The sequence below is a fragment of the Streptomyces sp. NPDC107517 genome, assembly GCF_055582645.1.
In genome coordinates, this window is the sequence record NZ_JBVJPM010000001.1 from 344145 (window position 1) to 359260 (window position 15116).

Consider the following 15116-nt stretch of genomic DNA (forward strand, 5'->3'; position numbering starts at 1 on the left):
ACTAGAAGTCCCAGCCGTCGTCGTCCGTGGCCTGCGCGGCCTCTTCCGCGTGAGCCGCCTGCTGCGTGCCGGCGAACGCCTCGCCCGCCATGCCCGCGGCGAGCGTCGTGCCGTCCGCCGGGTCGATGAGGAGGAACGAACCGGTACGGCGCGAGTCGGCGTAGTCGTCGAGCGCGATCGGCTCGGCGGTACGGACCTTGACGCGGCCGATGTCGTTGGCGACCAGCTGCCCCGGCTCGGGGTGCTGGGACAGGTCGTCCAGGGTGAGCCGCGAGGGGATCTCCTTGACGATCGCCTTGACCGTGCGCGTCGTGTGCTTGAGCAGCACGCGCTGGCCGACGGCGAGCGGCTGGTCGGCCACGTGGCAGACGGTCGCCTCGACGTCCTGCGAGGTCGCGGGCGCGTCGCCGCTCGGCACGATCAGGTCGCCGCGCGAGATGTCGATGTCGTCCTCCAGGAGGAGGGTCACCGACTGCGGCGTCCACGCCACGTCGACGGCCTTGCCCAGCAGGTCGATCCCGGAGACCTTCGACGTGCGGCCCGACGGCAGTACGGTGACGGACTCGCCGACGCGGAACGTGCCGGCCGCGATCTGGCCCGCGTAGCCGCGGTAGTCGGGGTGCTCGGCGGTCTGCGGGCGGATGACGACCTGGACGGGCAGCCGCGCGTGGCAGCTTGTCAGGTCGTGGCTGACCGGGACCGTCTCCAGGTGCTCGAGCACGGTCGGGCCGCCGTACCAGTCCATGTTCGCGGACGGCTCCACGACGTTGTCACCGGCGAGCGCCGAGATCGGGATCGCGGTGATCTCGGGAACGCCCAGGTCGGACGCGTACGCCGTGAACTCCTCGGCGATCTTCGCGAAGACGGGTTCCGCGTAGTCGACGAGGTCCATCTTGTTCACCGCGAGCACGACGTGCGGCACGCGCAGGAGCGCGGCGACGGCGGCGTGCCGGCGGGTCTGCTCGATGACGCCGTTGCGGGCGTCGACGAGGACGACGGCGAGGTCGGCGGTGGACGCGCCGGTCACCATGTTCCGGGTGTACTGCACATGGCCCGGGGTGTCGGCCAGGATGAACCGGCGCCGGGCCGTGGCGAAGTAGCGGTAGGCGACGTCGATGGTGATGCCCTGCTCGCGCTCGGCGCGCAGGCCGTCGGTGAGCAGCGCCAGGTCGGGCGTCTCCTGACCGCGGTTGCGGGACGCGTGCTCGACGGCCTCCAGCTGGTCCGTGAGGACCGACTTGGAGTCGTGGAGCAGGCGGCCCACGAGCGTGGACTTGCCGTCGTCGACGGAACCGGCGGTGGCGAACCGCAGCAGGGTGGTGGCCGACAGGTCGGCCAACTGCTCTGTGGTGGTGGTCATTTAGAAATACCCCTCGCGCTTGCGGTCTTCCATCGCGGCCTCGGACATCTTGTCGTCGGCACGGGTCGCGCCCCGCTCGGTGAGCCGGGAGGCGGCGATCTCGGCGATCACGGCGTCCAGCGTCGTCGCGTCGGAGTCGACGGCGCCCGTGCACGACATGTCGCCGACCGTGCGGTAGCGGACGAGGCGCTTCTCGACGTTCTCGCCGTCCTTGGGGCCGCCCCACTCTCCGGCGGTCAGCCACATGCCGGAGCGCTTGAAGACGTCCCGCTCGTGGGCGAAGTAGATCTCCGGCAGTTCGATGCCCTCGCGGGCGATGTACTGCCACACGTCGAGCTCGGTCCAGTTGGACAGCGGGAAGACGCGCACGTGCTCGCCGGGGGCGTGGCGTCCGTTGTAGAGCTGCCACAGCTCGGGGCGCTGGCGGCGCGGGTCCCACTGGGAGAACTCGTCGCGCAGGGAGAACACGCGCTCCTTGGCGCGCGCCTTCTCCTCGTCGCGGCGCCCGCCGCCGAAGACCGCGTCGAAGCGCTCCGCCTGGATCTTCTCCGTCAGCGGCACCGTCTGCAGCGGGTTGCGGGTCCCGTCCGGGCGCTCCTTGAGGGCGCCGCGGTCGATGTACTCCTGCACGGACGCGACGTGCAGCCGCAGGCCGTGCTCGGCGACGACGCGGTCGCGGTACTCGAGGACCTCGGGGAAGTTGTGCCCGGTGTCGACGTGCAGCAGCGTGAACGGCACCGGCGCCGGCGCGAACGCCTTCAGCGCCAGGTGCAGCATCACGATGGAGTCCTTGCCGCCGGAGAAGAGGATCACCGGCCGCTCGAACTCGCCCGCGACCTCACGGAAGATGTGCACGGCCTCGGACTCGAGGGCGTCCAGGTGCGAGAGCGCGTACGGGCTGTCGGTCTCTTCGCCTGTGGTGGGTGCGACGGTCGTCATGAGAGACCCCTCTCGGTGAGCAGCGCGTAGAGCGCCGCCGCGGACTCCTGCACGGTCTGGGTGTGCGACTCGATGCGCAGGTCGGGCGATTCGGGTGCCTCGTACGGGTCGTCGACCCCGGTGAGCCCGGAGATCTCGCCGGCCGCCTGCTTCGCGTACAGGCCCTTCACGTCGCGCACGGAGCACACCTCGACGGGCGTGGCCACGTGCACCTCGAGGTAACCGGTGCCGCCGGCCTGGTGGCGCTTGCGTACCGCCTCCCGGCTGTCCGAGAAGGGTGCGATCACCGGGACGAGCGTCAACACGCCGTTGCGGGCGAGGAGTTCGGCGAGGAAGCCGATGCGCTGCACGTTGGTGTCGCGGTCCGCGCGGCTGAAGCCGAGGCCCGCCGAGAGGAACTCGCGGATCTCGTCGCCGTCGAGCACCTCGACGCGGCGGCCTTCGGCGCGCAGCCGCCCGGCGAGCTCGTTGGCGATGGTGGTCTTGCCCGCGCTCGGCAGACCCGTGAGCCAGACGGTGGCTCCGGTCACTTGCTTCTCCAAAGTCTCTGTGGTCCCGGGCATCAGCCGTGGATCCCGCACTCGGTCTTGTTGCTTCCGGCCCAGCGGCCGGCCCGTGCGTCCTCGCCCTCGAGGAGGCGCCGGGTGCAGGGGGCGCAGCCCACGGAGCCGTAGCCGTCCATGAGGAGGGGGTTGGTCAGCACGCCGTGCTCGGCGACATACGCCTCGACGTCGTCCTGCGTCCAGCGGGCGATCGGCGAGACCTTCACCTTGCGGCGCTTCTCGTCCCAGCCGACGACCGGTGTGTTCGCCCGCGTCGGGGACTCGTCGCGGCGCAGTCCCGTGGCCCATGCCGTGTACGAACTCAGGCCGTCCTCAAGGGGCTTGACCTTCCGCATGGCGCAGCACAGGTCGGGGTCGCGGTCGTGCAGCTTCGGCCCGAACTCGGCGTCCTGCTCGGCGACGGTCCGGCGGGGCGTGAGCGTGATGACGTTCACGTCCATCACGGCCTCGACGGCGTCCCGGGTGCCGATGGTCTCCTCGAAGTGGTAGCCGGTGTCGAGGAAGACGACGTCCACGCCGGGCCTGGCGCGCGAGGCGAGGTGGGCGACGACCGCGTCCTCCATGGAGGAGGTCACGCAGAAGCGCTTGCCGAACGTGTCGACCGCCCAGGTGAGGATCTCCAGGGCGGAAGCGTCCTCCAGGTCGCGCCCGGCCCGCTCCGCGAGCTCCCGCAGGTCGGGCTCGGTCCGGTCAGGGACCTGGGTGGTCCGAGTGGTCGTCATATGTCTTCCCCTCCACCGTCGTTGCGCTGAACTCCCCGGGTCAGCAGACCGAGGAACTTCAACTGGAAGGCCCGGTTGCACGCCGCGCATTCCCACGCGCCGTGACCGGTCTCGTTCGGACGCAGGTCCTCGTCACCGCAGTAGGGGCAGTAGAAGGGGGCGGCCCGCTCGCTCACGACAGGGCCTCCTCGGAGGCGCGCGCGGTCCACGTGGCAAAGCGCTCGCCGTCCTCGCGCTCCGCCTGGAAGCGCTTGAGGACCCGCTCGACGTAGTCGGGCAGCTCGGCCGCGGTGACCTTCAGGCCGCGGACCTTGCGGCCGAACCCGGCCTCGAGACCGAGCGCGCCGCCCAGGTGCACCTGGTAGCCCTCGACCTGGTTGCCGTCCGCGTCCAGCATCAGCTGGCCCTTGAGACCGATGTCCGCGACCTGGATACGGGCGCAGGCGTTCGGGCAGCCGTTGATGTTGATGGTGAGGGGCTCGTCGAACTCCGGCACGCGGCGCTCCAGTTCGTCGATCAGCGAGGCGCCGCGCGCCTTCGTCTCGACGATGGCGAGCTTGCAGAACTCGATGCCGGTGCAGGCCATGGTGCCGCGCCGGAAGGGGGACGCGTTGACCTTCAGGTCCAGCGCCTCCAGCTCGGCCACCAGCGACTCGACCTGGTCCTCGGCCACGTCGAGCACGATCATCTTCTGCTCGGCGGTGGTGCGCAGCCGGCCGGAGCCGTGGGCGCCCGCGACCTCGGCGATCTTGGTGAGGGTCGTGCCGTCCACGCGGCCGACACGGGGCGCGAAGCCGACGTAGAAGAGGCCGTCCTTCTGGCGGTGCACGCCGAGGTGGTCGCGCCAGGTGCCGGCGGGCTGCTCGGGCGCGGGGCCGTCGACCAGCTTCCTCTGGAGGTACTCGTCCTCCAGGACCTGCCGGAACTTCTCGGTGCCCCAGTCGGCGAGCAGGAACTTGAGGCGGGCGCGGGTGCGCAGGCGGCGGTAACCGTAGTCACGGAAGATGCCGATGACGCCGCCGTAGACGTCCGGCACCTCGTCGAGCGGCACCCACGCGCTGAGGCGCTGGCCCAGCTTGGGGTTGGTGGACAGGCCGCCGCCGACCCAGAGGTCGAAGCCGGGGCCGTGCTCGGGGTGGTTCACGCCGACGAACGCGATGTCGTTGATCTCGTGCGCCACGTCGAGCTGCGGGGAGCCGGAGATCGCGGTCTTGAACTTGCGCGGCAGGTTCGAGAACTCCGGGTTGCCGATGAAGCGCCGCTGGATCTCGTCGATGGCGGGCGTGCCGTCGATGATCTCGTCGGCGGCGACCCCGGCGACGGGCGAGCCGAGGATGACGCGGGGCGTGTCACCGCAGGCTTCGGTGGTGGAGAGCCCGACCGCTTCGAGGCGTCGCCAGATCTCCGGCACGTCCTCGATGCGGATCCAGTGGTACTGGATGTTCTGACGGTCGGTGATGTCGGCGGTGCCGCGCGCGAACTCCTGCGAGATCTCGCCGATGACGCGCAGCTGCTCGGTGGTCAGCCGGCCGCCGTCGATGCGGACGCGGAGCATGAAGTACTCGTCGTCCAGCTCCTCCGGCTCCAGGATCGCGGTCTTGCCGCCGTCGATCCCGGGCTTGCGCTGGGTGTAGAGCCCCCACCAGCGCATGCGGCCCCGGAGGTCGTTGGGGTCGATGGAGTCGAAGCCGCGCTTCGAGTAGATCGTCTCAATGCGTGTCCGCACGTTGAGACCGTCGTCGTCCTTCTTGAACTGCTCGTTGCCGTTGAGCGGCGTGAAGTGGCCCACGGCCCACTGGCCCTCGCCGCGGTGACGGCTCACCTTGCGGCGCGGCGCGGCGGTCGTGGGCTTTTCAGGGGTGGCAGCCATGGGTGTACGTCCTTCGGGCGGGCGGAGGCTCTGACAGCTTTGACCAGCACACTTCGCGCGAGGGCGCGGCGGTGCGCAGAGTGCTGTAACGGGAGAAAGTGCGGCGGTGCTGGTGGAGTCAGCTCACCGGACACATGGCGCTGGACATGCGGCCGAGGTCGACGTGCCGCCGACTCACCAAGGCAATTCCAGCTCGATCCATGACGGAAGCGTGTCATGGGACTTTCGGCCCAGTCCACCACTGTCCAGAAGGTGGACATGACTGTCTCGCATCGTGGGCAGATGTGTCGCGCGTCACTGGACGCTGCGGGAATGGAACCCGGGTGTGGCCGCTGGAGTGTGACTGGAGGGTACGGGAAGGGGCGCCGCGGTGTCCCACGGCGCCCCTTGACCCCTTGTCTCTCTCTCGCTCCTGTCGCCCCGGCTACGCCCCGGGCCACGGCCCCGGCGTCGCCACCTCGGGCTCCTCCTCGACCTTCGTGTCGAAGAGGCGGAACCCGCGCCGCTCGTAGTTGGCCATCGCGTGCTCGCCGTCCTTGCTGCAGGTGTGCAGCCAGACCCGCTTCGTCGGCGCCCGGTCCGGCCACCGCTCGGCCAGGTCCCAGGCACGCGCGACGCCGTAGGAGAGGAGGTGACCGCCGATGCGGCGGCCCCGGAAGGCGGGGATCAGGCCGAAGTACACGATCTCGACGACGCCGTCGTCCTGTGCCTCCAGTTCGACGTAACCGGCCGGGGTCCCCTTCTCGTACGCCACCCACGTCTCGGTGCCCGGGCGCGCCAGGAATTCCTGCCACCGCGCGTACGTCCAGCCCAGCCGGTCGGTCCAGAGGATGTCGCCCCCGACGGACGCGTACAGGAAGCGGCTGAACTCCGGCGAGGGCACCTCGGCGCGGACGACACGGAGGTCGTCGCCCTCGGGTGCGGGGGCCGGCCGGAGGTCGGACGGAGCGGTCTGCTCCAGGGACCAGGTGGTCACAGCGATGTTGCTCATGCACGTCAGGCAATCACGGGGCCCGCGCGCCGTCCAAGGCGGTCCGCGATACGAGCCGACCGGCCGCGATACGAGCAGACCGGCCGCGGCCGGTCCCGGCCGGGCGGATGTCCACGAACCCCCTCCGTAAGTCCATGGAGTCGGGCCCGGACGGGCGGCACGCTCTGAGCCGTCCCGCCGGGAGACCCCATCCCCTCCGGCATCCGCAACCACTCACGGAGGTACGTCATGAGACGCAGCCGCGTCAGCACCTCGCTCGTCGCCTTCTGCGCCGCCGCGACCGCCGGCGTCACGGCCCTCGCGGCCGCCCCCGCCGCCACGGCCGCCTCCCCGCTCAAGTCCCGCACCCACTACGTCGACTGCCGCAGCGGTGCCGGCCCCCAGAAGGGCACGCGGGCAGCGCCCTGGCGCACCCTCGCCGCCGTCAACGCCCAGCGCCTCGGCCCCGGCGACCAGGTACTCCTCGAGCGCGGCACCCGCTGCACGGGCACGCTCACCCCGAACGGCGCGGGCGCTCCCGGCAGCCCCGTCCGCATCGCGGCCTACGGCACCGGCGCGAAGCCGGTGATCGACGGCGCGGGCGCGCCCGACACCGTCCTCCTGCGGAACACGCAGTGGATCGAGGTCTCCGACCTGGAGATCACCAACGCGGCGAACCCGGGCACGAAGCGGCGCGGCGTGCGCGTCGTCCTTAGCGACTACGGCACCGGCAGGCACTACCGCCTCACGGGCCTCGACATCCACGACATCCGCGGGGACGACACCAAGGACAACGACGGCTCCGCGGGCATCCTCTTCTCCGTCACCGGGTCCGCGAAGGAGACGCGCTACGACGACGTACGCGTCGAGCACAACACCCTCAGGACGGTCGACCGCGAGGGCATCTTCTTCGCGTCCAGCTGGAACCAGCGGCCCGCCATCAGCGGCTACGACCCGAACGGCCCGCACTGGGTCCCGTCCACCGGCGTCGTCGTGCGCGGCAACACCCTCGACGACCTCGGCGGCGACGGCATCGTCATGACCGCCACCAAGAACGCCCTGGTCGAGCACAACACCCTGCACGGCTTCCAGCGGCGCTCGGCCGGATACAACGCGGGCATGTGGCCGTGGAACGCGGACGGCACCGTCTTCCAGTACAACGAGACGTCCGGCGGCGAGACGACCCGCGACGGCATGGCGTACGACGTCGACGAGGGCTCCTTCGGCACCGTCTTCCAGTACAACTACAGCCACGACAACGCGGGCGGGTTCTTCCTCGTCTGCAGCGCCGACGGCACCCTCGGCGACGCCGTGATCCGCTTCAACATCAGCCAGAACGACCACTTCAGGGGCATCGAGACCTGCCGCGGCTCGTTCTCCGGGGTCCGCTTCCTGCACAACACGATCTACGTGGGTGACGGCGTCGGCCAGACGGTCGTCAACGAGAACACCAGCAGTCGGCACGAGATCGCCTTCGACAACAACCTCGTCGTGAAGGAAGGCGCCGGCGCGGCGGCCTTCACCCTGCGCTCCGGCGGCGTCACCGCGTCCCACAACGCGCTGTACGGGATCGGGGCGGCGCCCGCGAACCCCGGCGGCACCACCGCCGACCCGCTGCTCGCCCGTCCGGGGACGGCCACGGGTCACAGGGACGCCGCGGCCGCCTACGCCCTGCGCGCCGGATCACCCGCCCTCGGAACGGGGGCGCCGCTCGCCGACGCGGGCACCCGCGACTTCGCGGGCAACCCGGTGGTGCCGGGAGCGGCGCCCAACATCGGTGCGTGGAACGGGAGTTCATCCGACCGGTGACGATCGGCGGGGCGCCCTGATCCTGGTCGGGGCGCCCTACGGGGCGCCGACCGGCACCGGCGCGTGCCAGCCCTGCGTGTCCGGTCCGGCCGGCGCGAGCTTCACGCCGGAGCCGGCGTGGGCGAGAGAGCGCCCGGTCGCCTGGTTCACCAGGGTCTTCCTGACCGGGTTGTACGTCCACAGCTTGGCCGGATCGGTGACCTTGCCGCCGGTGGCGATGTCGCCCGCGCAGTCGGCGATGCGCACGCTCTTCTTGTCGCTCGCGGTCAGGCAGTAGTCCGACGGCAGCCGCACCGTGCCGTCGGCCGCGAGGACCCATGACTGCTCGAAGGCGCCGGGACCGTTGTCCTTGCACGCGGCGAGCGTGAGCTCCGCGCCGTCCTCGGCGGCGCCGCTCGGGGCGAGGCACTTGTCGCCGGGCGCGGAGATCTCGGCGCGCTTCGAATTGCCCAGCGCCAGACGCTGATTGGTGCTTCCGTCGGGACGCGCGTCCACGGCGGCGGCGCACGGCGGGTTGCTCTTCGTCCTGGTCACCGAGCTGACGGTCGCACCGGCGCCGACGGCGGTGCCGGTGGGCAGGCCGAAGTGGGCGTCCGAGTACGGCTGGTCGTAACAGGTGGCCCGCGGGTTGTTCCACTCGAAGTACTCGACCCAGTCGATCAGGCCCGTGGACTTGATGGCGGTGGCCGGCGTCTGCACGCTGCCGAGCTTGAACGACTCGCCCGTGGTCGTGTCGTGGATGGTGGCGCCGAACCAGCCGTCGCCCTCGTAGGCGACCGTGGAGGTGTAGGTGTGCCCCTCCTCCCAGTCGTGGTTCATGCGGCAGCTGGAGCCTTCGCCCTCGCCGCCGAACTGGAGGCAGTAGCTGCCCTCGGAGCCGGGCTTGCGCTCGAAGCTGTCCCACACCGAGAACAGGAACGTCGGCTTGTCGCCGCCGTTGCGCTGCATCCCGATGTACGCGCCGTTGCCGACGTTGAAGCCGAACTGATGGCTCCAGAAGGTGTTCGCGTTGTAACCGGGGTCCTTCTCGACCGTCGTGGACCAGGTGACCTCGCTGAGCCCGTCGGCCGCCGACGGGAACGAGTAGTACGTGTACGTCCCCGGGGTCGTGCCGATCGTGTCGTCCGCGTTCGCCGCGGGGGCCGAGGCCAGGCCGGCCCCGGCGGCGAGGCCGAGCGCCGCGAGGAGCGGCACGGACCGCCGCCTGAGGGAACGGGTGAAGCGTCCAGTCATCGAAAACCCTGCCTGTGATGGAGGTGGATGCGTGGAGGGAGTGTGTCGGGCTGCGCCGCGCTGTGTGCGCGAAGGTGATTGAAGATCTCTCACTTAGAGCATGATCGCGCGCGGCGGCCACATCTTGCGCCATCGGGCGGCGCGGGGCAAGGGCATCGGCGTCCGGCCGGTACCTGCTCTCCGACGCCTTCGGCTTCGGGGTCCCGGTGCTTCTTGCCGTCCGCCTCGTACTGCCGAGCAGTCGGACCCCGGGAAGCAATTTCCACCAGAGTCCAAACACCGGCGGGCGTTGGGCCGAACGCAGAAGGGCGACTTCGCCCAGGTCGGGGACGGTGAGTGAACCTGCGGTGGCTGTGTTCGTTGTCTGCGCGTTTCATGCGTGAAGCTGCAAGATCTAAATAGTTACCAATCAAGTCTTGTCATCTGTTGGCGGGCTGACGCAAGATTCCGGTACCTCGCGCGCCGGGCCGCAGCCCCCGCGAGGGCCCTGTGAAACCAACCCTCGCTCGCCACTCGACGCAGGAGGTGAATGTGTCGGCCGCTGCGTCCGCATCGCCCACGCCCACATCGCAAAACCCGCCCGACCTACCGCACGAGGCACCCGGAACGTCGGGCAGGAAGAAGGCGTCCGGCACGAAGGGGACTCCGGGCGGGAAGGGGCGCAGGCCCGCCGGCCGGCGGAGCCTGCGGGAGCGGCTGAGGCAGGACCGCACCCTGCTCCTGCTGTGCGTGCCGGGCATCCTCTATTTCGCGGTGTTCTTCTACCTCCCGCTCGCGGGCAACAGCATCGCGTTCCAGGACTACCAGCCCTACCTCGGCTTCAAGGGCAGCCCGCTGGTCGGCTGGGACAACTTCAAGGCCCTGCTCGAACAGCCGGAGTTCTGGACGGCCGTCTGGAACACGCTGAAGATCAGCGCCGTCCAGCTGATCCTCTACTTCCCCGCGCCGATCGCCCTCGCGCTCTTCCTCAACTCGCTGATCAGCAACAAGACCCGCCGCCTCATGCAGACGGTCGTCTACCTGCCGCACTTCCTGTCGTGGGTCGTCGTCGTCGGCATGTTCCAGCAGGTCTTCGGCGGCGCCGGCACGGTCACGAGTTACCTGAACGAGCACGGCGTGCATGTCGGGAACATCATGAACAACCCCGACACGTTCATCTACCTGATCACCTCCCAGAGCGTCTGGAAGGACGCCGGCTGGGGAGCGATCATCTTCCTCGCCGCGATGGCCTCCATCGACACCTCGCTCTACGAGTCGGCGGCGATGGACGGAGCGGGCTGGCTGCGCCGCATGTGGCACATCACGCTGCCCGGCATCAGGCCCGTGATGATCATGCTCTTGATCCTGCGCCTCGGCGACATCCTGTCGGTCGGCTTCGAGCAGATCCTGCTCCAGCGCGACAACGTCGGCCGGGACGCCTCCGAAGTCCTCGACACCTACGTCTACTTCCACGGCGTCGTCGACGGCGACTGGGGCATGTCCACCGCCGCCGGCCTGATGAAGGGCGTCATCGGCTTCGTCATGATCGTCCTCGCCAACAAGTTCGCGCACCGCCTCGGCGAGCAGGGGGTCTACCAGTGAGCACCGCGCCCATCTCCACCACCCTGCGGCCCGAGAGCCAGGAGAGCCGGGAGAGCCGAAAAGGCCGCACCGGCAGCAGGAAGCGCCGCGGCTCCGCCGAGCGTCCCGCCTGGATGGAACAGCCCAACCCGGCGGCCCAGACGCTGAAGTTCATCGTGATCGTCGCGATGATCGTGGCGGTCGGCTACCCGTTCCTGCTCGCCATCGGCACCAGCCTCTCCTCCAAGGCCGAACTCGCCGCGAACGGCGGCTACGTGCTGTTCCCGTCGCACCCCACGCTCGAGGCGTACCGGGTGGTCCTGTCCGGCGGTGTCATCACCCGCGCCGCCGTCGTCAGCATCGGTGTCACGGTCGTCGGCACGGCGCTCAGCCTGCTCTGCACGATCGCGCTCGCCTACGGCCTCTCCCGGCCGCGGACCTTCGCGGGCAAGCCGCTGCTCCTGATCGTCGTGGGCACGTTCCTGTTCACGCCGGGCATCATCCCCAACTACCTGGTGGTCCAGGAACTGGGACTCCTCGACACCTACGGGGCGATGATCGCGCCGATCCTGCTCAACGCGTTCAACATCATCGTGGTCCGGGCGTTCTTCCAGGGCATTCCCGACGAGCTGCACGAGGCGGCCCGTCTCGACGGCGCCGGTGAACTCACCATCCTGTGCCGGATCGTGCTCCCCCTGTCGAAGGCCGTCATCGCCGTGGTCGGCATGTTCTACGCGGTGACGTACTGGAACAGCTTCTTCAACGCGATGCTCTACATCAACGACCCGGACAAGCTGCCGCTCCAGGTGGTGCTGCGCAGCTACGTCCTCCAGGGCGACACCTTCAACGCGAAGGCGCTCGGCGTGAGCGTGCTGCCCGCCAGCACCGCCCTGTCGATGGCCGTGCTCATCCTCGCGGTCCTGCCGATCATCGCGGTCTACCCGTTCCTCCAGAAGTACTTCGTCAAGGGCGTTCTCACCGGCGCCATCAAGGCCTGAGTCACCCCCTCACCCCCTGAGCCACCACCCTCAACCGCTCCTCGCCCCTTAGGAGAGTCATGTCCAGAGACTTCAACCGCCGCGGGTTCCTCGGTGCCGCGACCGTCGCCGGCCTCACCGTCGCCGGTGCCGGTTCCCTCACGGCCTGTGGTTCCGGCGCGGCCTCGGGTGGTGGCGGCGCCAAGGCGTCGGCCAAGCTGAAGCTGCCGACGTACGTCCCCGCGAACGTCCCGGCGCCCGACCTGCCGGGCAACGCGGCGGGTCTCGACCCGGCGTACCTGCGCTACCCCAAGAACCTGACCCGCAGCGTCACCAAGAAGCCGGGCGACGGCAAGCCGGTCACGGCCCTGACCGAGACCTTCACGACCGCGGCCCCCGCGATGAACCGCAACCAGTACTGGCAGGAGCTGAACAAGCGCCTGGGTTCCGAGCTGAAGATGACGATCGTCAACGGCCTCGGCGCCGACGACGTCTACCGCGCGAAGTTCAACGCCATCATCGCCGGCGGCGACATGCCCGACCTCATGTGGTTCCCGCCGAACCAGGGCCTCAAGAACGTCCCCGCGCTGCTCGAGGCGAAGTTCCACGACCTCACCGAGTACCTGTCGGGCGACGCGGTCAAGAAGTACCCGAACCTCGCCAACATCCCCGGGTTCGCATGGAAGACGGCCGTCTTCAACGGCAAGATCTGGGGCATGGCGGTCCCGTACGGCCGCATGGGCCAGGTCTACGTCGCGAACGAGGACTTCTGGAAGCCGGTCGGCGGCGTGCAGTTCGACAGCGCCCAGGACTTCTTCGACAAGGCGAAGGAACTCCTCGACGTCAAGCGCAAGAAGTACGTCCTCGAGCCGGCGTACGTGAACCACATCCTGCAGTTCGCGTACTGGCACGGCGCGCCCAACGGCTGGCGCACGGAGGGCGGGAAGCTCACCCACTACTTCGAGACCGACGAGTTCCACGCCGGCCTCGAGTTCGCCCTCAAGTGCCAGAAGGCGCAGCTGTTCTGGCCGGACCCGAACCTGCCGACGACCCTGGAGAAGATGGAGGGCGGGTTCCTCGGACTGCACGTCCAGTCCTTCCCCGGCTTCCTCAGTGACAGCAACCAGTACGACTGGCCGGAGAAGGTCGTCGTCCCGTTCGCCGCGGAGAAGGGGATGACCCCCACCTGGGGCTACGGCTACGGATCGGTCGGCTTCACGGCCATCAACAAGGCCGTGAGCAAGGACCGCATCGAGACGCTGCTCCAGGTCATGAACTACCTCAGCGCGCCCTTCGGCAGCGAGGAGCGGCTCTTCCTGGACAACGGCATCGAGGGCACGCACCACACCCGGTCCAAGGACGGCGACGTGCTCCTCAACAAGAAGGGCAACGCCGAGGTCATCACCACCCGCCAGGCCATCAACTTCTTCGGCAACGCCCCCGAGACGCTGTACCTGCCGGGCAAGCCCGACATCACCCGCGGCATCCATGGGGCCCAGGTCGAGCTGATGAAGCTCGCCAAGATCAACCCGACCACGGGCTTCTTCTCGGACACCTACGCCAACAAGGGCGCGTCCTCCACGGACACCGTGTACCAGGCCGTCAAGGACATCGTCGCCGGCCGCACCCCGCTCTCCTCCTTCAAGAAGGACATCCTGCCGACCTGGCAGCGCGAGGCGGGCAACGCGATGCGCGACGAGTTCGAGAAGGCCATCGCCGACAGCAAGTAGCACCGCCCGGCAGGACCCCGCACCATTAGGCGTTTCGCACACAGAACAGGACACCCGCACGTGGAAGACCTGCGCATCGGAGTCATCGGGCTCGGACTGCGACGGAACCTGGCGACCGCCGCGCACCGCCCCGGCAAGGGGTCGGTCGTGGCGGCGGTGGCCGACCTCGACCCGCAGATCCGGGCGAAGGTACCGGAGTTGTACGAGGGCGCGGTCGCCGTCGACGACCACCGAAGGCTCCTCGAAGACCCCTCGATCGACGCCGTCATCGTCGCCACCCCCGACGACACCCATGAAGCCATCGCCTGCGAGGCGCTCGAAGCGGGCAAGCCGGTCTACGTCGAGAAGCCGCTCGGCATCTCGGTCGAGCAGTGCGACACCATCCTGCGCACCGCGTACAAGACCGGCACCCGCCTCTATGTCGGCCACAACATGCGCCACATGGGCGTCGTGCGCCTCATGCGCGACATCATCGCGCGCGGCGAGATCGGCGAGCCGAAGACCGTGTGGGTACGGCACTTCGTCTCGTACGGCGGCGACTACTACTTCAAGGACTGGCACGCCGACCGCACCCGCACCACGGGTCTCCTCCTCCAGAAGGCCGCGCACGACCTCGACGTGGTGCACTGGCTGGCCGGCGGCTACACCAAGCGCGTCAACGCCCTCGGCGATCTCATGGTCTACGGGGACCTGCCGCGCCGTGAGCCGGACACCCCGCGTCCCGACGGCTGGCTGAAGGAGTTCGACTGGCCGCCGACCGCGCGCCACGACCTGCACCACGTCGTGGACGTCGAGGACGTGTCGGTGATGAACATGCAGCTGGACAACGGCGTCATCGCCGCCTACCAGCAGTGCCACTTCAGCCCCGACTACTTCCGCAACTACACGGTCATCGGTACCGAGGGCCGCCTCGAGAACTTCGGGGACAGCCCCGGCGACGAGGTCAGGGTCTGGAACACGGGGCCGACCGGCTACCGCAAGGACGCCGACATCGTGTACCGCGTGCCCGAGGCGACGGGCTCGCACGGCGGCGCCGACGAGCGCATCATCGACGAGTTCTGCCGCTTCGCGCGCGAGGGCGGCCTCACCGACACCTCGCCCGTCGCGGCCCGGATGAGCGTCGCCGCGGGCGCGCTGGCCACCCGCTCGCTGCGCGAGGGAGGCGTGCCGTACGACGTCCCGGAGCTCGAGCCGGAGCTTCTCGCGTACTTCGACGGCGGGCAACTGACGCGCGAAGCAGGGGAGTAGCAGCCACGGCGCAGGCGTGGGCGGGCCCGTCGGAGGGGGCGGGTCCGCCCACGCCTGTGCGCACACGGACGGTCATGTGCACGTGCGCGGATGATCACGTCTGGATGCGGAGAACGGCGCGCGTTACGCTACGCG

14 protein-coding genes are annotated in these 15116 nt (G+C 69.5%); 5 read left to right on the forward strand and 9 right to left on the reverse strand.

What is annotated here, in order from left to right:
* Position 1 precedes the first annotated feature (1 nt).
* From ACZ67T_RS01455 to ACZ67T_RS01490, 8 genes are all read right to left on the reverse strand, one after another.
* A complete protein-coding gene (locus tag ACZ67T_RS01455) occupies positions 2-1360 on the reverse strand; it encodes a sulfate adenylyltransferase subunit 1 (RefSeq protein ID WP_469980907.1) in 1359 nt (452 codons plus the stop codon).
* The gene (gene cysD, locus ACZ67T_RS01460; protein WP_469980909.1) at positions 1361-2299 is read right to left on the reverse strand and encodes a sulfate adenylyltransferase subunit CysD; all 939 of its coding nucleotides are present in this window, start codon (positions 2297-2299) and stop codon (positions 1361-1363) included.
* Positions 2296-2862 (reverse strand): adenylyl-sulfate kinase, encoded by a 567-nt coding sequence (gene cysC / locus ACZ67T_RS01465; protein WP_469980911.1) that lies wholly within the window; start codon positions 2860-2862, stop codon positions 2296-2298. The genes cysD and cysC overlap by 4 nt, the downstream gene beginning before the upstream one ends.
* Positions 2862-3584, reverse strand: coding sequence for a phosphoadenylyl-sulfate reductase (locus ACZ67T_RS01470; protein ID WP_469980913.1), 723 nt, complete (start codon positions 3582-3584; stop codon positions 2862-2864). The genes cysC and ACZ67T_RS01470 overlap by 1 nt, the downstream gene beginning before the upstream one ends.
* Positions 3581-3760, reverse strand: coding sequence for a hypothetical protein (locus ACZ67T_RS01475; protein WP_100591340.1), 180 nt, complete (start codon positions 3758-3760; stop codon positions 3581-3583). The genes ACZ67T_RS01470 and ACZ67T_RS01475 overlap by 4 nt, the downstream gene beginning before the upstream one ends.
* Positions 3757-5454 carry a nitrite/sulfite reductase gene (locus ACZ67T_RS01480; protein ID WP_469980915.1) on the reverse strand — a complete coding sequence of 566 codons (1698 nt, stop codon included), beginning with the start codon at positions 5452-5454 and terminating at the stop codon, positions 3757-3759. The genes ACZ67T_RS01475 and ACZ67T_RS01480 overlap by 4 nt, the downstream gene beginning before the upstream one ends.
* Positions 5455-5572: 118 nt before the next feature.
* Positions 5573-5656, reverse strand: a complete 84-nt coding sequence (locus tag ACZ67T_RS01485; RefSeq protein WP_324902501.1) for a putative leader peptide — start codon at positions 5654-5656, stop codon at positions 5573-5575.
* Between the two features lie 222 nt (positions 5657-5878).
* Entirely contained in the window at positions 5879-6445 is a 567-nt protein-coding gene (locus ACZ67T_RS01490; protein WP_469980916.1) for a GNAT family N-acetyltransferase, read from the reverse strand.
* A 228-nt stretch (positions 6446-6673) separates the two neighbouring features.
* On the opposite strand from ACZ67T_RS01490, the gene ACZ67T_RS01495 reads away from it, so the two are divergent.
* The gene (locus ACZ67T_RS01495; RefSeq protein WP_469980918.1) at positions 6674-8233 is read left to right on the forward strand and encodes a right-handed parallel beta-helix repeat-containing protein; all 1560 of its coding nucleotides are present in this window, start codon (positions 6674-6676) and stop codon (positions 8231-8233) included.
* A gap of 36 nt (positions 8234-8269) precedes the next feature.
* Here the strand turns inward: ACZ67T_RS01495 and ACZ67T_RS01500 are convergent, their stop codons facing one another.
* Entirely contained in the window at positions 8270-9466 is a 1197-nt protein-coding gene (locus ACZ67T_RS01500; RefSeq protein ID WP_469980919.1) for a DUF3472 domain-containing protein, read from the reverse strand.
* Positions 9467-9997: 531 nt separating this feature from the next.
* Here ACZ67T_RS01500 and ACZ67T_RS01505 point away from each other — a divergent pair.
* The 4 genes from ACZ67T_RS01505 (at position 9998) to ACZ67T_RS01520 (ending at position 14981) form a co-directional block, all read left to right on the forward strand.
* Positions 9998-11047, forward strand: a complete 1050-nt coding sequence (locus tag ACZ67T_RS01505) for an ABC transporter permease (RefSeq protein ID WP_469980921.1) — start codon at positions 9998-10000, stop codon at positions 11045-11047.
* 113 nt (positions 11048-11160) lie between these two features.
* On the forward strand, positions 11161-12024 hold the full coding sequence (locus ACZ67T_RS01510; protein ID WP_469981353.1) for a carbohydrate ABC transporter permease: 864 nt from the start codon (positions 11161-11163) through the stop codon (positions 12022-12024).
* 59 nt (positions 12025-12083) lie between these two features.
* Positions 12084-13733, forward strand: a complete 1650-nt coding sequence (locus tag ACZ67T_RS01515; protein ID WP_469980923.1) for a type 2 periplasmic-binding domain-containing protein — start codon at positions 12084-12086, stop codon at positions 13731-13733.
* A 60-nt stretch (positions 13734-13793) separates the two neighbouring features.
* The gene (locus tag ACZ67T_RS01520; RefSeq protein WP_469980925.1) at positions 13794-14981 is read left to right on the forward strand and encodes a Gfo/Idh/MocA family protein; all 1188 of its coding nucleotides are present in this window, start codon (positions 13794-13796) and stop codon (positions 14979-14981) included.
* Positions 14982-15116 lie beyond the last annotated feature (135 nt).

What these genes read in the sequence shown, in the direction of transcription:
- ACZ67T_RS01455 (WP_469980907.1), bottom strand. Translation starts at nt 1,360, where the DNA reads ATGACCACCACCACAGAGCAGTTGGCCGACCTGTCGGCCACCACCCTG.
- cysD (WP_469980909.1), bottom strand. Translation starts at nt 2,299, where the DNA reads ATGACGACCGTCGCACCCACCACAGGCGAAGAGACCGACAGCCCGTAC.
- cysC (WP_469980911.1), bottom strand. Translation starts at nt 2,862, where the DNA reads ATGCCCGGGACCACAGAGACTTTGGAGAAGCAAGTGACCGGAGCCACC.
- ACZ67T_RS01470 (WP_469980913.1), bottom strand. Translation starts at nt 3,584, where the DNA reads ATGACGACCACTCGGACCACCCAGGTCCCTGACCGGACCGAGCCCGAC.
- ACZ67T_RS01480 (WP_469980915.1), bottom strand. Translation starts at nt 5,454, where the DNA reads ATGGCTGCCACCCCTGAAAAGCCCACGACCGCCGCGCCGCGCCGCAAG.
- ACZ67T_RS01485 (WP_324902501.1), bottom strand. Translation starts at nt 5,656, where the DNA reads ATGGATCGAGCTGGAATTGCCTTGGTGAGTCGGCGGCACGTCGACCTC.
- ACZ67T_RS01490 (WP_469980916.1), bottom strand. Translation starts at nt 6,445, where the DNA reads ATGAGCAACATCGCTGTGACCACCTGGTCCCTGGAGCAGACCGCTCCG.
- ACZ67T_RS01495 (WP_469980918.1), top strand. Translation starts at nt 6,674, where the DNA reads ATGAGACGCAGCCGCGTCAGCACCTCGCTCGTCGCCTTCTGCGCCGCC.
- ACZ67T_RS01500 (WP_469980919.1), bottom strand. Translation starts at nt 9,466, where the DNA reads ATGACTGGACGCTTCACCCGTTCCCTCAGGCGGCGGTCCGTGCCGCTC.
- ACZ67T_RS01510 (WP_469981353.1), top strand. Translation starts at nt 11,161, where the DNA reads ATGGAACAGCCCAACCCGGCGGCCCAGACGCTGAAGTTCATCGTGATC.
- ACZ67T_RS01515 (WP_469980923.1), top strand. Translation starts at nt 12,084, where the DNA reads ATGTCCAGAGACTTCAACCGCCGCGGGTTCCTCGGTGCCGCGACCGTC.